Annotated in this window: 14 protein-coding genes; 7 read left to right on the forward strand and 7 right to left on the reverse strand. The window is 72.5% G+C overall.

What is annotated here, in order from left to right:
- Window positions 1-102 precede the first annotated feature (102 nt).
- A complete protein-coding gene (locus NDW01_RS29700) occupies window positions 103-1062 on the forward strand; it encodes a DMT family transporter (RefSeq protein ID WP_252827525.1) in 960 nt (319 codons plus the stop codon).
- On the opposite strand, the gene NDW01_RS29705 is transcribed toward NDW01_RS29700, so the two are convergent.
- Window positions 1007-2110 (reverse strand): site-2 protease family protein, encoded by a 1104-nt coding sequence (locus NDW01_RS29705; protein ID WP_252827526.1) that lies wholly within the window; start codon window positions 2108-2110, stop codon window positions 1007-1009. The two genes, NDW01_RS29700 and NDW01_RS29705, sit on opposite strands and share 56 nt — an antisense overlap.
- A 76-nt stretch (window positions 2111-2186) precedes the next feature.
- On the opposite strand from NDW01_RS29705, the gene NDW01_RS29710 reads away from it, so the two are divergent.
- Both NDW01_RS29710 and NDW01_RS29715 read left to right on the forward strand, forming a co-directional pair.
- Window positions 2187-3752: a glycoside hydrolase family 10 protein gene (locus NDW01_RS29710; RefSeq protein WP_252827527.1), complete on the forward strand. Its 1566-nt coding sequence runs from the start codon at window positions 2187-2189 to the stop codon at window positions 3750-3752.
- A gap of 128 nt (window positions 3753-3880) precedes the next feature.
- Window positions 3881-4084, forward strand: a complete 204-nt coding sequence (locus NDW01_RS29715) for a DUF3040 domain-containing protein (RefSeq protein ID WP_252784568.1) — start codon at window positions 3881-3883, stop codon at window positions 4082-4084.
- Window positions 4085-4481: 397 nt separating this feature from the next.
- On the opposite strand, the gene NDW01_RS29720 is transcribed toward NDW01_RS29715, so the two are convergent.
- Entirely contained in the window at window positions 4482-4949 is a 468-nt protein-coding gene (locus NDW01_RS29720; protein WP_252827528.1) for an ester cyclase, read from the reverse strand.
- A 176-nt stretch (window positions 4950-5125) separates the two neighbouring features.
- Between NDW01_RS29720 and NDW01_RS29725 the strand changes: the two genes are divergently transcribed.
- From NDW01_RS29725 to NDW01_RS29735, 3 genes are all read left to right on the forward strand, one after another.
- Window positions 5126-5701, forward strand: coding sequence for an RNA polymerase sigma factor (locus NDW01_RS29725; protein ID WP_252827529.1), 576 nt, complete (start codon window positions 5126-5128; stop codon window positions 5699-5701).
- Complete coding sequence (locus NDW01_RS29730; RefSeq protein ID WP_252827530.1) at window positions 5688-6476, forward strand: methylated-DNA--[protein]-cysteine S-methyltransferase; 789 nt, start codon at window positions 5688-5690, stop codon at window positions 6474-6476. Before NDW01_RS29725 ends, NDW01_RS29730 begins: the two co-directional genes overlap by 14 nt.
- A gap of 107 nt (window positions 6477-6583) precedes the next feature.
- Window positions 6584-7912 carry an acyltransferase family protein gene (locus NDW01_RS29735; protein ID WP_252827531.1) on the forward strand — a complete coding sequence of 443 codons (1329 nt, stop codon included), beginning with the start codon at window positions 6584-6586 and terminating at the stop codon, window positions 7910-7912.
- A 45-nt stretch (window positions 7913-7957) separates the two neighbouring features.
- Here the strand turns inward: NDW01_RS29735 and NDW01_RS29740 are convergent, their stop codons facing one another.
- The 3 genes from NDW01_RS29740 to NDW01_RS29750 all read right to left on the reverse strand — a co-directional run bounded on the left by NDW01_RS29740 (window position 7958) and on the right by NDW01_RS29750 (window position 13351).
- Window positions 7958-8713, reverse strand: a complete 756-nt coding sequence (locus tag NDW01_RS29740; RefSeq protein ID WP_252827532.1) for a nuclease-related domain-containing protein — start codon at window positions 8711-8713, stop codon at window positions 7958-7960.
- Between the two features lie 848 nt (window positions 8714-9561).
- The gene (locus NDW01_RS29745; protein WP_252827533.1) at window positions 9562-10341 is read right to left on the reverse strand and encodes an alpha/beta fold hydrolase; all 780 of its coding nucleotides are present in this window, start codon (window positions 10339-10341) and stop codon (window positions 9562-9564) included.
- 67 nt (window positions 10342-10408) lie between these two features.
- Window positions 10409-13351, reverse strand: coding sequence for a hypothetical protein (locus tag NDW01_RS29750; RefSeq protein ID WP_252827534.1), 2943 nt, complete (start codon window positions 13349-13351; stop codon window positions 10409-10411).
- A 91-nt stretch (window positions 13352-13442) separates the two neighbouring features.
- Between NDW01_RS29750 and NDW01_RS29755 the strand changes: the two genes are divergently transcribed.
- Complete coding sequence (locus NDW01_RS29755; RefSeq protein WP_252827535.1) at window positions 13443-14420, forward strand: EamA family transporter; 978 nt, start codon at window positions 13443-13445, stop codon at window positions 14418-14420.
- Here the strand turns inward: NDW01_RS29755 and NDW01_RS29760 are convergent.
- Together NDW01_RS29760 and NDW01_RS29765 are read right to left on the reverse strand one after the other, a co-directional pair.
- Window positions 14401-15138: an ABC transporter permease gene (locus NDW01_RS29760; protein ID WP_252827536.1), complete on the reverse strand. Its 738-nt coding sequence runs from the start codon at window positions 15136-15138 to the stop codon at window positions 14401-14403. The two genes, NDW01_RS29755 and NDW01_RS29760, sit on opposite strands and share 20 nt — an antisense overlap.
- Window positions 15128-16060 carry an ATP-binding cassette domain-containing protein gene (locus tag NDW01_RS29765; RefSeq protein WP_252827537.1) on the reverse strand — a complete coding sequence of 311 codons (933 nt, stop codon included), beginning with the start codon at window positions 16058-16060 and terminating at the stop codon, window positions 15128-15130. The genes NDW01_RS29760 and NDW01_RS29765 overlap by 11 nt, the downstream gene beginning before the upstream one ends.
- Window positions 16061-16132 lie beyond the last annotated feature (72 nt).

Genomic DNA, 16132 nt, shown 5'->3' on the forward strand with positions numbered 1-16132 from the left:
GTCTTCCTCATGGGTGGGAAGCGGCCACTTGTTGGACTCATCGTCGCATCTCCACCCATGATCACGTCGCGGAAGCGGTGTTCACGGCGTGCGGGAGGACGGATGGAGCGGCCTGGCGGATCGGCGGGGTGGCTGCCCGGTTTCGTGGTTCTGTCGATCATCTGGGGGTCGAGCTTCGCCCTGATCAAGGTGGCCGTCGACGCGGGCGTCGCGCCACTGTGGGTGGCGCTGTGGCGGTGCCTTTTCGGGCTCGTGGCGCTGAGCGCGGTCTGCGTCGCGCGGCGTGCCGCGGTCCCTCGGAACGCGCGGGTATGGGCGCACGCCCTGGTCGTGGCCGCACTGCTGAACTCCGTGCCGTTCGCGCTGTTCTCGTACGCGGAGACGCGGGTGAGCTCGGTCGTGGCCGGGGTGTGGAACGCCACCACGCCCTTGACCACGCTGCTGTTCGCCGTCGCGGTGATCCCCGAGGAGCGGCCGACGTCGCGCCGGTCGATCGGGCTGGCGACCGGCTTCTGCGGGGTGCTCCTGGTGCTGGGAGTCTGGAGGGGACTCGACGGCGGCACGCTGGGCGGCAGCCTGGCCTGCCTGGGGGCGACCGTGTGTTACGGCGCCGGCTTCACCTACACCCGGCGTTTCTTCGCCGGGGGAGGGGAGTCGGCCGTCGCGCTGTCGGCGGTGCAGATCCTGTGCGCGACCGCCGAACTCGCCCTCGTCGCGCCGGCGGCGGCCGGTGCGCCCTCCTGGCCCGGGCCGGCGGCCGTCGCCGCGCTGGCGGGGCTCGGCGCCGTCGGCACCGGGCTGGCGTACATCATCAACCTGGGCGTGATCCGTGCGGCCGGGCCGACGGTCGCCTCGACCGTGACGTACCTGACCCCGCTGTGGTCCACGCTGCTGGGCGCGGCGCTGCTCGGCGAGCCGCTCGGCTGGAACACCCTCACCGGCGGCCTGCTGATCGTCGCCGGGGTGGTCGTGGCACGGTCGCCGCGCCGGGGAGCGCGCGCGGCCGTCAGCGCGCCGGGAAGCCCGGGACCTCGCGGGCCAGGTGTTCGAGCTCGCGGGTGAGGTCGTGGGGGGTCACGATGCCGACCAGACGGTCCCCGTCGAAGACGAGGAGGCGTTCGCGGGCGAGCCGGGGCAGCAGCTCGGTCAGCGGGGTCTCCGCGGTCGTACGCTCCGCGTCCTCGATGAGGGTGCCGAGAGGTGTGTCGGGTGGTTCGCCGCGGACGCGCGCGGTGGTGACGATGCCGCGGACGACGCCGTTGTCGACGACCGGATAGGCCGAATGCCGGTGGCGGGGCAGCATCTCGCGGAGGAACGCGGCCACCGGCATGGAACTCGGCACGGTGAACGGATCGGGCGTCATGATCCGGCGGATCGGGACGCCGTCGAGCCGCGCCCGGACCCTGGCCTGTCCCGCCTCCAGACCGGCGGCCGTGATGAGGAACCAGCCGACGAGCGTGAGCCACAGCCCGTCCGCGCTCCACATCGCGATGTAGAAGCCGGCGAGCATGGTCGCCCAGCCGAACGCGCGGCCGACCTGGGTGGTCTGCAGCGTCGCCTTCACCCGGTCGCCGGATCTCCGCCACAACAGGGCGTGCACGAGCCGGCCGCCGTCCAGGGGCGCGGCGGGGATCGTGTTGAAGACCGCCAGGAGCGCGTTGATCAGAGCGAGCCACGTGACGCAGCCGCTCACCAGGCCGTCCACTCTCGCCAGGTGGAGAACCCCTGACGCGGCGCCGAACACCGTCGCCAGCAGCATGCTGACGAGCGGTCCCGAACCGGCGATGCGGACCTCGGCGCCCGGAGTGGCCGGCTCGCCCTCGTACCGGGCCACGCCGCCCAGCAGCCACAGGGTGATCCCCGTGACGGTGAGCCCGTTCCGGCGGGCGACGAGGGCGTGCGCCAGCTCGTGCGCCAGCAGCGAGGCCAGGAAGGCGGTCGCGGTGAGCAGCCCGCCCAGCGCGTACGCCAGCGGATGCAGTCCCTTGTACGCGCGCGGCAGCTGCTCGCCGGCCAGGCCGTACGTGATGAGCGCGAAGATCACCAGGACGGTCCAGTTGACGCCGACGCGCACGCCGCCGATCCGGCCGAGCCGGAGGGTGTCGTTCATAGCCGCCGCCTTTTGTCGTCCCTGAGTAAGGGATACCCGCCAAAGCACTCCGAAGTCTCGGGCAGAATGCCCTTCCGTGGGCTCATCCATCGCCAAGAGGACCATCGCCGCCGCGGCGGCGATGGTCGTCACGGCTGGATGCGGTGGTCCCGCGGACCGGTCCGGACCCCCGGCGGCGCAGGCGGCCGAATGCGGCCAGGTCTCGATGGCCCGCTCGGACGACGGGCGGCAGACCCGGGCCATGTGGATCGTCTCGGTGGGCAACGGCGACTGGCCGAGCAGGCCGGGGCTGTCGGCGGCGAAGCAGCAGGCGGAGTACCGCGCCCTCCTGGACCTGGCCGTACGGCGTGGCTTCAACACCGTCTACGTGCAGATCCGGCCGTCGGCCGACGCCTTCTACCCGTCCCCGTACGAGCCGTGGTCGCGGTACCTCACCGGTAAGCAGGGCAAGGCCCCGGGCTACGACCCGCTGCGGTTCCTGGTCGACGAGGCGCACAAGCGGGGACTGGAGTTCCACGCCTGGTTCAACCCCTACCGGGTGAGCACCGGGCCCAACCGCAAGAGCCTGGCTCCGGGCAATCCGGCGCGGCGGCATCCGGACTGGGTGTACCGCTACGGCGACGCCCTCTGGTACGACCCTGGTCTGCCCCAGGTCCGCGACCTCGTGACGAAGGTGGTCCTCGACGTCGTGCGGAAGTACGACATCGACGGCGTTCACTTCGATGACTACTTCTACCCCTATCCCTTGCCCGGCAAGGACTTCCCGGACAAGTCCACGTTCAAGAAGTACGGCGCCGGCTTCAAGAGCCGCGCCGACTGGCGCCGGCACAACGTCGACACGCTCGTCCAGACCCTGTCGACCGGCATCCACCAGGCCAAGCCGTGGGTCAGGTTCGGCATCAGCCCGTTCGGGGTCTGGCGCAACAGGTCCGACGACCCGAACGGCTCGGCGACCCACGCGCTGCAGAGCTACGACGAGATCTACGCCGACACCCGGAAGTGGGTCCGGAACGGCTGGATCGACTACGTCGTCCCGCAGCTGTACTGGCCGCTCGGGTTCGGTGCGGCGGACTACCGGACGCTGGTGGCGTGGTGGGCCAGGCAGGTGGCGGGCACGCATGTGCAGCTGATCATCGGGCAGGCGGCGTACCAGGTCGGACACGGCGGGCCGTGGAACAAGGCCGCCGAGCTCTCCCGCCACCTGACGCTCGACGCGAAGTACCCCCAGGTGACCGGAGAGGCGATCTTCAGCGCCACGGACGTGAGACAGGACCGTCGCGGCTTCGCGTCCCGGCTCGCCCACGACCACTTCCAACGCCCGGCGCTCGCCCCGGTGAGCCCGCGTACGGCCGCCGCCCGGCCGGCGGCGCCCACCGGCCTGGTGGCCGAGGACCGCAGGCTGACCTGGCAGGGCGCCGGCGCCGCGTCGTACGCGGTCTACCGCTCGCCGGCGCAGGGCCCGGCGTGCGCCGCCCCGGACTCCCGCCGGCTCCTCCTGGTGGTGCCGGGCACGACGACCCGGATCACCGACCACACCGCCGAATCCGGTCGGGTCTACACGTACTACGTGACGGCGCTGGATCGACGGCACCGGGAGAGCTTCCCGACCCGTGGCGCCCATATGACCGCTCAAGGCGGCTGACCTGCGTTTACGTGGCGACCATGCCACATGTGGCCGCAAAGGGCGAGGCTCGCTGGCTTTTTGAGGTTTCCCATGCTCAATAAACAGGGGATGATTCCTGGAAATCTGTGACCCCCTGGAGGTGCGGCATGGCGCTCTCAATGGAGGAGGAGCGAATCCTCACCGAGATCGCATCTCAACTCGGCCAGGACGACCCCCGTCTGGCCGACCGGCTGTCCAACTTCGGGCGCCTGCGCAGGCGGCGGCGCATCCGCGCCGCCCTGGCGATCGCGATCGCCGTGCTCGTGATCGCTTCCTTGGTGACCGCCGCCGTGGTCACCGTGCCGGTCTGACGAACGAAGTCGCCCCCGCGGGAGATCCTCCCGCGGGGGCGTGTGACGTTCAGGCCGGTGTGGTGGTCGCCTCTCGGCGAAAGGCACAACGCGGCTCCTGCTCCGACCAGCCGGCCGGCCGGTATTCCGCGAAGGCGGTAGGTGCGGCCCGGGGACACATGCCACACCGGCCTCACCAGCGTAACCGATGCGCAGCGGTGACACGGACATCTCCCGGCCCGGGGTGGCGCACCGCGACCCGGGCCCGCCGGGCGGTCGCGGGACGACCGCGTACGGGCGGTGTCCGGGCATGGGCGGTGTCCGGGTAAGGGTGGTATGCGAGTACGGGCGGTCTCCGCGGCGACCGCGGGCGGAGAGCGCCGGCGGTCACCGCGCCCGTGAATCGGTGCAGGTGCGCCTATGAACCGGCGCCGACCGGGCCGGTGCCGATCGGCCCCGGGATGATGCCCAGTTGGGTCGCGATGGTGGCGATGTCGAAGTAGACCCGCTCACAGATGATCCGGTCGCCTTCCGGGCCGTCGAAGAGGAAGAACGCCACCATCGGGCACCGGAAGGCGCGGCCGGTCGGCGGAATACCGTACAGCTCGCCCAGGTGCGTGCCGAGCAGGTCGAACTCCGCGATCACGGCGTCGTCCGCATGGCGCAGGCGGACGTTGTCATGCCGCTGGTCGGGGAAGGCCTCGCGGGACCGGTGATAGTAGGCCATCACCTCCTCCGGGCCGTCGAACACCTCACCGGTGGGGACGATCTCGTAGCGGGGATGGCTCATCGTCGCCAGCGTGACGTCGAAGTCCTGGGCGGTCTCGGACTCGAAGTGGGTGCGGATCAGGGCCTCGCGGGCCTCACGCACACTGGTGCTGGTCACGGTCTCTCCGTCCTGTGCATCGGGCGAATGGTGGCGAACTGCGACCGGTGGCCGTTGGCCTCGTAGGTGATCTACATTGTAAAGGCGGAAGTCGTATCGTACGACTCGTTCATCGGAGGCAACGGAACGAACGTGATGCTTCGCAACGCAGCGGCCTCGGCCGGTGTTCTATGAACGTGACCGAGACCGACATCCGCCTCCCGATCGTCGCCGCGCTCACGGAGGACCTCGACACCGGCTTCGTCGCGCTCTTCGACGCCTACCGTGACGTCGTGTTCTCCGCGGCGCTGCGGCTGTGCGGGCGATGGGCCGACGCGGAGGACCTCACGGCGGAGGCGTTCCTGCGCGCCTATCGCGCGCTGGCCGGTTACGAGCCGCAGCGCATCGAGAGCCTGCGGCCGCGCCCGTGGCTCATGACCATCCTGGCGAACCTCTGGCGCAACACCGCCCGCTCGGCCGCCCGGCATCCGCCTCCGGCGCCCCTGGAGGCCGCGCCGGAGGCGGCCGATCCGGCGGAGCCGGCCGAGCAGGTCGCGGAGCGGTCGGAGACCGGTCGCGAGCTGGCCGCGCTGCTCGACGAGCTGACCGAGGAGCAGCGCCTCGCCATCGTGCTGCGGCACGTCGTGGACCTGCCGATCGCGGAGATCGCGACGGTTCTCGGCGCCCCCGAGGGCACGGTCAAGTCCCACATCTCGCGGGGTCTCAAGCGACTCCGCGTGCTCTACCCGGGGAGGAACGATGAGCACCGTTGAGTCCCACGGCCCGGACCCCTTCGACCAGGACGATTCGCTGATCGCCGATCTCGGCGCGCTGACGGCCGGCGCGCCGGCGGGCCTGCTCGAGCGGGTGGCGGCCCGCTGGGTGCGCGTCGACGCCGCGATCGGCGGCGTCTACGTCGCGATGACCGACCAGGGCGTCGCCTACCTGCGTGCCGGACAGGATCAGGAGGAGTTCGCCGCGTCGTTCCGGGGCCGGTTCGCTCGGCCGCTGCTGCCGGGCGGCGGTCCGCCCCCGGCCCTGGTGCGGGCACTGCGGACGGGACGCACCGGCGGGCTCCACCTCGACCTGCGGGGGCTGCGTCCGTTCGAGGAGGCGGTGTTGCGCGCGGCGGCGACGATCCCGCGCGGGGAGATCCGGCCGTACGCCTGGATCGCCGAGCGGATCGGCCGGCCGAAGGCGGTCCGGGCGGTCGGCACCGCGCTGGGAAGGAATCCGGTGCCGCTGCTGATCCCCTGCCACCGGGTGACCCGCTCCGACGGCCGGATCGGGCAGTACGTCTTCGGCGCGCCGGCCAAGGAGCACCTGCTGCGGACGGAGCAGGTCAATCTCGACGAGGTCGGCACGCTCGCGGCGAAGAACGTCTACTTCGTGGGCAGTGACACCACGGGCGTCGTGTGCTTCCCGAGCTGTCGCGACGCGCGCCGGATCACTCCGGCGCACCGGCAAGGCTTTCGTACCCTGGCACAGGCCGAGAGTGCCGGATACCGGCCGTGCCGGCACTGCCGGCCGGGGGGCGCACCGGCATGAACACGGCCTCACCGGGCACAGGTGTTCAGGACCCTTTGCGCCTCCGTTCAGGAACGTCCTGTTGACTGGCCCGGTAAGTCGTTGTCTCCGACCGAGGTTCCGTCGTTTTGAGCATCCGCACCGACCTCGTCCGCACAGAACCTGTCCCCGCCGAACCCAGCCCCGCCGATCCCGCCCGCACCGACCTCGGCCGCGCCGATCCTGGCCGCACGGATCGCACCGGCACCGACCTCGGCCGCGCCGACCCTGGCCGCGCCGGGTCCGCGGGTGACGATCCGGCACCCCCCGTTCCGGCTGCTCCCGGCAGCGCCGACCGCGGCCCGGCCGGTCGCAGCCGCACCGACCGGGATCCCTACTTCGACAACGCGAAGTTCCTCGCCGTCGTCCTGGTGGTCATCGGCCACGCCTGGGAGCCCCTCCGGGGTGCGAACGTCGGGGGTCGTCTCCTGGAGGCGGCGCAGACGTTCATCTACGCCTTCCACCTGCCGGCCTTCATCGTCATGTGCGGGTACTTCTCGCGAGGGTTCCCGAGCACCCGCGGCCGCACCCGCAAGCTCGTCGCCGCCATCGTGGTGCCCTATGTGCTGTTCAGCGTCGCTTATCCGCTGTGGGCCGGGCTGCTGTCCGGCCGCCACGTCGGCTGGGATCCGCTGGAGCCGTACTACCTGACCTGGTTCCTGCCCGCCCTGCTGCTATGGCGGCTGTCCACGCCGCTCTGGCAGCAGATCCGCCTCCCCGTCATCGTGGCGGTGCTGATCTCGATGCTCGCCGGGTTCGTCACCCTGCCGAGCATGCTCAACGCCGCCCAGGTGCTGTCGTTCCTGCCCTTCTTCGTGCTGGGGCTGGCCCTGCGGCCGCACCACTTCGCGGTCCTGCACCGCCGTGCCGTTCGTATCGCGGGCGCGGCAGTGCTCCTCCTCGGTGGGGTCACCGCCTACCTGCTCGCGCTGAGCGTCGATCCGGAGTGGGTGCACTGGCGGCGCAGCTTCGGTCAGCTCGGGGTGGGCGCCTCGGCCGGCGTCGGGTTCCGGATCGCCGCGTTGGCCGCCGCGTTGATCCTCACGGTGGCGTTCCTCGCGGTCGTGCCTGCGCGGCGCACGTGGTTCACCCGGCTCGGCTCGGCGACGATGTACGCCTACCTGCTCCACGGGTTCGTCACGCTGTACCTGTCCTACCAGGACTGGTACTACGGCATCTCCGGCCGGCAGGTCGTGCTGGTCACGGTCGGTTGCGCGCTCCTCGCCGTCGTCCTGTCCGGGGACGTGGCGCGCCGGGTGTTCCGGTGGGCGGTCGAACCTCGTATGGACTGGCTCTTCCGTACGGCTCCCGCCCGCCGCGCGCCGTCCCGCCCCGTGCCCTCCCGCCGCCGACCGGAGCGAGGGGACGGGGTGACCGGGCGGGACGAAAAACACGGCGCGGTCGCCGGAGCCGAGTGACGGAAGGGGAGCCGCCCGGCGTCGAAACGCGCGCCGGGCAGCGGCTCAGCGGACGATGATCGCCTGCCGGCTGATCGGCAGCTGATGCGCCGCCTCGGCGATGGCCGCCACCTGCTCGGGGGAGAAGCGGTTGCGCTGGCGCCGGACCCAGCCGGGCAGGCGGTGCATGCGGAGGAGGGTGACGCCGTCGGCCTCGACGAGGCCCCGGGCGAGGCGACCACCGTGGATGACGGCCACGGCCTCCACGACGACCTCGCCGCCGAGGCGCTCGGCGAGCATGGCGGCGGTCGCGTCGGCCCGCGCCCGCAGCGCGCCGACCATCTTGGCGCCGGATCGCTCGTCGATGAACAGCGTGCCCCGGTAGGCGGCGATGTCGGTGTCCGGAGCGACCGCCTGATTGTCGATCATCATGACGCCGGTGGGCCCGATCACCAGGTGGTCGATCTGACCCTGATCTGGAACGTTCCTTCCCTGCAGGACGCGGTATCCGCGCCAGTCGAGGGTCAGGCGCAGGAGGGTTGACGTGCGCCGTTCGCCCCGTTGGCCCTTGCGCCAGACGCTGGAGGCCATCCGCTGGCGCAGGTAGTACAGGGCGTCCACCGCGGCGACCGCCACCGCGGCCAGCAGCCCGAACCAGAAGTCGACGAGTACCGTGCCGATCACCAGGCCGAGGGCGGCGAGCGCGCCGCGCACTTGAAGCCGGCGGCGCTTGCCCTGCGCCCACAGCTGCTCGTGCACCGCCTGGGGGGACCCGCCGATCAACGCCGGGTTCTCCGGAACATAGATCGACCGACCGAACATGACGCGACCCTTTCGCTCGTGGGAGTTTATTATCCCGTGACCTCCGCGAAATGGTCCCTGGGGTGACGCAGTTAAACCCAAAAGTAACAAACGGAAATGTTGCCGATATCTGCGCCTGGAATTTCCGTGCAAGCTGCACTGCGGGTTGCACGGGTGGGTCTGTGGTGCGGATGAGGTGCCGAATTCGGTCTCGTGACCGAAGGCCATGTCCCGCGATGAAGACGTCAGCATAGCGCCCCTGGCTCCGGCGAATGCGGCGGTATCGAGATCGGCTGCATGTCATTTCTCGATGTCGGTGCGGATGCGGGCGGACCTTATCCCGGACGCCGTCGCTCACACTTATCGCCGAAACCCATCGCCGATCGCCGGCAGGCGGGGCCGTACCCGCCCGGGGGCTCCTGAAGGCGCCGGTCAGGGAATCGATGAGTCGGTGAGTGACGTGTCGGGAAAGTGGTGAGTCGACGCACCGCCGGCGCGGGCCGGCAGGCCGCTGCGGGCCATTACGGCGAAATCCGCTGGCCGGTCAACGCGCCGACCGCCAGCCGTTCGGTGAGCGCTCGCGCCCACAGCGGTGCCGGACCGCCCGTCCCTGGGCCGGCAGGCCGCGCCGAGGGGCGGGTCACACCCTCATCGTCACTCTCGAACGTCCGGATGGGAAGACCTCGCGCCGCCCCGAAACCGCGCCGACCCGAAACCGCGCCGCCCCGAAACCGCGCCGACCCGAAACCGCGCCGACCCGAAACCGCGACACCCGGCCGGACCCGGAACACCGCTGGCCTCCGGCACGGACCCGGCGAAGGCTCGGGGTCACCGGATCGACGGGCCGACGACGGGCCGCCGGCCGGCGCTCAGCCGGAACTTCCCTCCAGGAGCACGCGGGCCACGAGTTCCGGGTCGTCGCCCATCGGGACGTGCCCGCATCCCTGCAGCCAGACGAATCGCGCGTGCGGCAGCGTCTGCTGGGCGCGTACGGCCTGGCTCGAACGCAGGAGGCGGTCGCGGGTGCCCCACGCGATGGTCACCGGGACGTCCCGCACCTTGCCGCGGAACGTGGTCCTGCGACCGGCCCGCAGGGTCGGTTCAAAGCCCACCGCGCCGCGCAGTGCGGCCGCGTCGGCCAGCAGGGTGTCGACGCCGATGAGATCCGGCCGTCCGTAGATCATGCCGAACATGAGACGGCGCATCCGCGGCGTGCTCGCCAGCCGTCGCATGGCCGAGGGGGACAGTCCGGCGCCGAGCCGCGAGGCGCGCAGCACGAGCGCCGCATACCGTAGTTCGAGCGGGGTGTAGAACCCGGCGGGGGAGAGCGCGGTCACCGAGCGTGCGAGCCCCCGGTCGGCCGCCTCGAGCGCGAACAGTCCGCCGAGGGAGTTGCCGGCGACGTGGGGGCGGTCGACGCCGAGCCGGTCGACGAACTCCCGCAGCACGTTCACCACGGTCTCGAGGTCGTACGGGGTGCCGGGGGGCAGAGGCGGCGAGGCGCCGAAGCCGGGCAGGTCGACCGCGATGACGTCGCGCTCCTTGGCGAGCAGGTCGATGACCGGCTCCCACGCCTGCCAGCGGTGGCCGATGCCGTGCATGAGCAGCAAGGGCGGGCCGTCACCCCGCCGTTCGAAGACGATGTCCACGCGCCGAGGGTAGACCCGAAGTTACCGCTTGGTCACTATGAAAGTGATCACTTTCGCGGGCCACCGCTCAGGGTTCGAGTTCGGCGGCGACGCCCTGGAAGTCGTTGATGGAGAGGGTCAGGGTGTTCTGTCCCTGGAAGACCTGGGTCTCGCCCACCTGGCCGAGATGGTGGTTGCAGGCGCGATCCAGGTACGCCTCGACGAGCCGGGCGTTGGTGAGCCGGCCGCGGCCGCGGAGGGCCGCCAGGTCGCGCCGGGCCACCTGCCATGCCTCCGGCTCCAGCTTCAGGCGGCGTTCTCCGGCCAGCAGCGCCGCGAGGTGGACGCGAAGCTCCGGATCGGACAGGTCGGGCAGTCGTACGGTGCGCAGGTCCGTGATCAGCTCCGGGATGGCGTCGGTCAGCTCGCGCAGCCGACCCGGCGCGCAGGTCGCGGCGAGGACGGTCTCGCTGACGCCTTCGACCCGTGCCCGGTACAGCGCCGACGCGTAGGCCGCGCCGCGGTCGTCGTCGAGGACGATCGTGTCCAGGTCTTCGATCAGGAGCGTGTGACCGTTGTACTCGGCGAGGCGGTCGCGCAGGCGCCGCGGGTCGATCTCGGCGAGTTCGTCGGCCAGAAGCGTGTGGACCTCGCCGCTGCCCACGCCGACCTCCGCCAGAGCTCGGGCGATCATGCGGGTGAGCCGGCGCTGGCCGCAGGACAGCTCGCCGACCAGCAGCACGGCCGGCGCGGAGGCGCTGGACACCTCCTGGCCGCGCAGGCTGAGGGCCCAGCTGCCGCGCCGGCGAAGCTCCGTCAGCAGATGCTCGATGTCGTCGGGGCCCGGCAGGAACGTGATGCCGTACGCCTCCACCGGACGCGGCCCGGGACCGTACGGGGAGGCCGCCGGGTCCGCGAACGATCCCGAGCCGTCCCCTCCGGCCGCCGGGGTCGGATAGGACGGCGGAGTTCCGGCTCCGGCCGCCGGGAGCGGGTAAGGCGGCGGAGTGCCGGTGCCGGCCACGGGGTCCGGGTGGTGCGGCGGTGCGCCGACTCCGGCCGTCCCGCTCGGGAAGGGCGGCGGAGTGCCGGCTCCGGCCGCCGGATCGGCGGGGACGGCCGAGGTCGGTGGCACGCCGGGGTCGGGCGTGAGCGCGGTCGGCGGAGCGGGCGGGAACGACGCCGCCGGGTCGGGTGTCACGCTCGTCACCTCGGGGGTCCAGCCGTCGTACGGGGAGGGGGCCGGTGACGTGCCAACGGGGTCGGAGGACGGACCCGGAGCGCCCGGGCCCGGGACGCCGGGGTCGGAGGCCGGCGCCGTGAACCCGGACCACGCTCTGGTGCCCTCGGGCACGCCGGAGTCGGAGGCGGGCCCCGAGGACCCGGTCGACCAGCGGCCTCCGACCGGGCTCCCGTGGTCGGCGGCCGGCGCACCCGTACCGGGGTGGGACGACGGGCCGGTACCGGGGTGGGACGACGGGCCCGTGCCCGCCGCGACGCCGGGGATCGACGTGGGCGCGGCAGGGCCGCCGGGACCGCCGGGGTCGGACGTCGGCGGGGCGGCCGGGTTCGAGGAGGGCGCGGAGGGAAGCGGCTCGGAGGCCGGCCAGGCCGTGGTGGCCGGCTGCGGCGGGGGAGCGGCGTCGGCCTTGCGCTGTTCGGCGAGGTGGGCGCGGGCGGCCTCGATGATCTCCCAGGGTGTCAGGCCCTCACCGGGGCCCGGCTCGGGGCCGGCGTCGATCGCCTTCAGCAGCGCCGCGGGGACGGTGAACCCGGGCCGGGGCGGAGCCATGCCCGCCAGCCGGCACCAGGACAGCGCGGTCGCGTAGGCGGCGGCCAGCAGGGTCCGCAGGATCTGCGGGTCCGCGCCGGCGACGGCGCCGGGCAGCGTGCCGTCGACCGGCCACAGCTCCCGCAGCGGGTGACCCGGCTGTGCGAGCGACTGCAGGGTGCGGACCGCTTCGGGGTCCAGCCAGGGGAGCACGGCGGCCGCCGCACCCGGTGCGCCGTCGAGGTCGGCGGCCAGCAGGGCGAACGCGACCCGCCGTGCCTCGGCCGGTCCGGCCGCGGCGGCGGGCAGCGCGGCCGCCATCGCGGCGAGGTCGTAGCAGGCGAGCCGGAAGTGGTCGCCGGGGGCCGTCTCCCGCAGCAGCGTCACCCGCAGCTCCGGGGGGCAGCGGCGCAGCCACTCCTGCACGATCGCGGGGTCGCCGTAGCGGACTCCGGCGTGGTCGTTCGGGACCATGCGCAGGGTCGTGGCGGCGATCGCGGCGAGCGCGTCGGCGCGGGGCCGGAAGGCGGGTTCGCCGCGCAGGGCCTCGGCGGTCTCCCAGAGGACGCGGGCGACGTAGGACGCGCCCATCGGGTCACCGGCCCGCAGCCGCTCGGTGTAGGCACCGACGATCAGCGGGAGCGCGGGCTGCAGGAACCAGCGCGGGCCCGGTGCGGCGGGGACGAGGTGGCGGGCGTACAGGCCGAGGATCGGGTGGTCGTCCATGGTGACCGGAGCGCCGGCGCACCACAGGACGGCGAAGAAGGACACCGCGATCGGGCTCGGGGTACCGGGCAGGAAGTGCGGATCCTGCAGGGGGAACTGGGCGGGGTTGGCGGTCGCCGCCGCGGTCACGGTCTGCTGGAGCCGGCCGAGCACCGTGGGGGAGGGCGGCGCGCCGAACAGACCGTCGCCGGCCAGCGGGCCGGGGGTCAGATCCGGGCCGGTGGTCAGGATGGAGGGGGGTACCGGTGGGCGGCCCGCGCCTGGCGGCGCCGGCATCACCGCCTGCCGAGCGGCGGGGTCGAACGGAGGCGGGCACAGGTGCCAGTTGCCGTCCAGGCCGCAGCGGTACCAGCGGCCCCATGCTCCGAACAGCCACCATTCACCGGCTCCGGCCAGCATCCGTGACGTGAGCGCCTCGGCGCGCGCGTGCGGTGGCGCACCCATCCACCACGGGGAGGAGGTGATGCCGCGCACGTCTGTCTCGATGGCCGCGAACGGGTCGCTCGGGGGTGCGGCCGGGGCCTGCCAAGTCACGATGCGCATCGTAGTGGGTCGATTCGTACGCCATTGCGGCGCGTAATTACCGTCCTGTAGCTTTGCTCCTTAATCAGGAGGGGGTGGGCGAGTGAACGCCGCGCGGCTCAAGGCGTCGGGGCTGGGCTTCGGGATCGTGTCCGCGATCGCGTTCGGCACGTCAGGGCCCTTCGGTAAGGCGCTGATCAACGCGGGTTATTCGCCGCTGCAGGCGTCATGGACACGGATCGCCGGCACCACCCTGGTCCTCGTGCCGCTCGCCCTGCTGCTGCGCGGGCGTGCCGCCGGGCGCGCGGTGCGCCGGCGGTGGCCGCTCCTCCTGCTGTACGGGGTGATGGGCGTGGCGGGCTGCCAGTCGCTCTACTTCGTCGCCGCCTCCCGCATCCCGGTCGGCGTGGCGATCCTCCTGGAGTTCACCGGCCCGGTGCTGGTCGTCGGGTGGATGCGCTTCGTCCAGGGCCGGCGGGTGCCCCGGAGCGCGTCGATCGGCGTGGGGATCGCGCTGGTCGGCCTCGCCTGTGTCGTGGAGGTCTGGTCGGGTCTCGGCATCGACCCGCTGGGGCTGCTCGCCGGGCTCGGCGCGGCCGCCTGCCAGGCCGCCTACTTCCTGATCATCGACCGGGTCGGGGAGGACGTCGACCCCCTGGTCATGACCGCCGCCGGGTCCAGCGTCGGCGTGGTCCTGCTGGCCGTCGCCGCGCCGCCGTGGGAGATCCCGTGGCACCTGCTGGCCACGGGCGTACGCTTCGGCGACCGGCAGGCTCCGGGCTGGCTGCTGGTCGTCTGGATCGTTCTGGTCAGTACGGTCACGGCGTACCTCACCGGCGTCGCCGCCGTACATCGCCTGTCCGCGCCGGTCGCGGGCGCCGTCGCGTACATCGAGACGGTGTCGGCGGCGTTGTGCGCCTGGATCGCGCTCGGTGAGGGGCTGGGCGTGCCGCAGCTCGTCGGCGGGGCGATCGTGCTGGTCGGCGCGTTCGTCGCCCAGCGGTCGGTCGCCCCCGACGAACCGGTGATGGAGCCGGTGCTCTCCCTGGAGGGCGTCGGCGTCAGGAGTGCCGGCGGGTGAAGGTCCGGGTGCCGATGGTCAGCGCGGCCACCGCGAACACCACCGACACGGCCAGCCCGGCGGTCAGCGTCCCCGACGCGTAGCGTCCGGCGAAGGCCGCGCGCAGCGCCTCCACGCCGTACCGGAACGGCGTCGCGCGGGACACGGCGTCGAGCCAGCCCGGCGCCGCCGACATCGGCAGCAGCGCCCCGGACAGCAGCAGCATCGGCACCACGAAGGTGCTGGACAGCGGCGCGAACAGCTCCTGCCGCCGGAGCGTCAGCGCGAACGCGTAGGACAGCGCGGCCAGGCCGGCCGCCAGCGGTACGAGCAGCGCCAGGCCGATGAGCAGGCCCGCGACCGGGACGCGGAACCCGAACGCCGCGCCGACCGCGATGACCAGCACCGCCTGGCCGAGGAGCACGACGGTGTTGGTCAGCACCCGGCCCAGCAGGAGGGCCAGGCGGGACGCCGGTGTGACGCGCAGCCGTTCCAGGACGCCGAACCGGGCGTCGAAGAGGATGCCGAACCCGGCCAGGCCCGGGCTGAGCAGCGAGAGCTGGATCAGCACGCCTGGTACGAAGACCTGCCAGCTGTCGTGCCCGAGGTAGGTCCCGAGCAGCGGACCGAACAGGACGAGGTTGAGGACGGGCTGCAGCACGCCGAAGACCAGCCCGAACCATCCTCCGAGCGTGAGCCGGAGCTGATGGCGGAAGAGCAGCCAGGTGTCACGCGGCACGGGCGGCCGCCTCTCGGTCGGTGAGGGCCAGGAACACGTCGTCGAGGGTCGGCCGGGTGTGCTGGATCGACAGGGGCTCGACGCCGGCCGCGTCCAGAGCTCGGGTGAGCTCGATGAGGATCCGGTCCCCGGGGGCGACGGTCAGCCGCAGGGTGCGCCCGGTGACGCGCACCTCCCGTACGGAGGCGAGACCGGCGAGCGCCGACCGGGCGTGCGGGACGTCCCCGGAGATCTCGAGGGTGACGACGTCTCCGCCCAGCCGGGCCTTCAGCTCCTCCGGCGACCCCTCCTCCACGACACGTCCCCGGTCGATGATGAGGACGCGGTCGCACAGCGCGTCCGCCTCGTCGAGGTAGTGGGTGGTCAGGAAGACCGTCGTGCCGTGCCGGTCGCGGAGCCGCCGGACGTGGTCCCACAGGGCGCTGCGGCTCTGCGGGTCCAGCCCGGTGGTCGGCTCGTCGAGGAAGACGACCGCAGGCCGGTGCACGACGCCGAGCGCGATGTCCAGGCGCCGTCTCTGCCCGCCCGACATCGATCCGATCGGGCGATCGGCGAGATCGAACTCGGCCAGGAGGTCGCGGGACCGGGCGGGCGCGTCCGGCGTGCGGTACAGCCGGGCCTGCAGCACCAGCTCCTGCAGGGCGGTGCAGGACGGGTTGGTACTGCCGCCCTGGGCGACGTAGCCGATCCGGCGCCGTACCCCGGCCGGGTCGGCGATCAGGTCGTGCCCGGCGACGGTCGCGGTGCCGGCGGTGGGCCGCAGCAGGGTCGTGAGCATCCGGAGGGTCGTCGTCTTGCCCGCGCCGTTCGGCCCGAGGAATCCCACGATCTCTCCGGCCCGGACGGTCAGGTCGACGCCGCGTACGGCGTCCGCGCCGGCGAAGGATTTGGCGAGGCCACGCGCCTCGATGACGTGATCCATGGAAGTAGGCTAACCACATAATTGGTGTCGCACCAAACTTTGAGTGACTCCAATCTGAGTACCATGAATCCC

Source organism: Actinoallomurus soli (assembly GCF_024055715.1).
Taxonomy (GTDB): domain Bacteria; phylum Actinomycetota; class Actinomycetes; order Streptosporangiales; family Streptosporangiaceae; genus Actinoallomurus; species Actinoallomurus soli.

What these genes read in the sequence shown, in the direction of transcription:
- NDW01_RS29700 (WP_252827525.1), top strand. Translation starts at nt 103, where the DNA reads ATGGAGCGGCCTGGCGGATCGGCGGGGTGGCTGCCCGGTTTCGTGGTT.
- NDW01_RS29705 (WP_252827526.1), bottom strand. Translation starts at nt 2,110, where the DNA reads ATGAACGACACCCTCCGGCTCGGCCGGATCGGCGGCGTGCGCGTCGGC.
- NDW01_RS29715 (WP_252784568.1), top strand. Translation starts at nt 3,881, where the DNA reads ATGGCGCTCTCAATGGAGGAGGAGCGAATCCTCACCGAGATCGCATCT.
- NDW01_RS29730 (WP_252827530.1), top strand. Translation starts at nt 5,688, where the DNA reads ATGAGCACCGTTGAGTCCCACGGCCCGGACCCCTTCGACCAGGACGAT.
- NDW01_RS29740 (WP_252827532.1), bottom strand. Translation starts at nt 8,713, where the DNA reads ATGTTCGGTCGGTCGATCTATGTTCCGGAGAACCCGGCGTTGATCGGC.
- NDW01_RS29765 (WP_252827537.1), bottom strand. Translation starts at nt 16,060, where the DNA reads ATGGATCACGTCATCGAGGCGCGTGGCCTCGCCAAATCCTTCGCCGGC.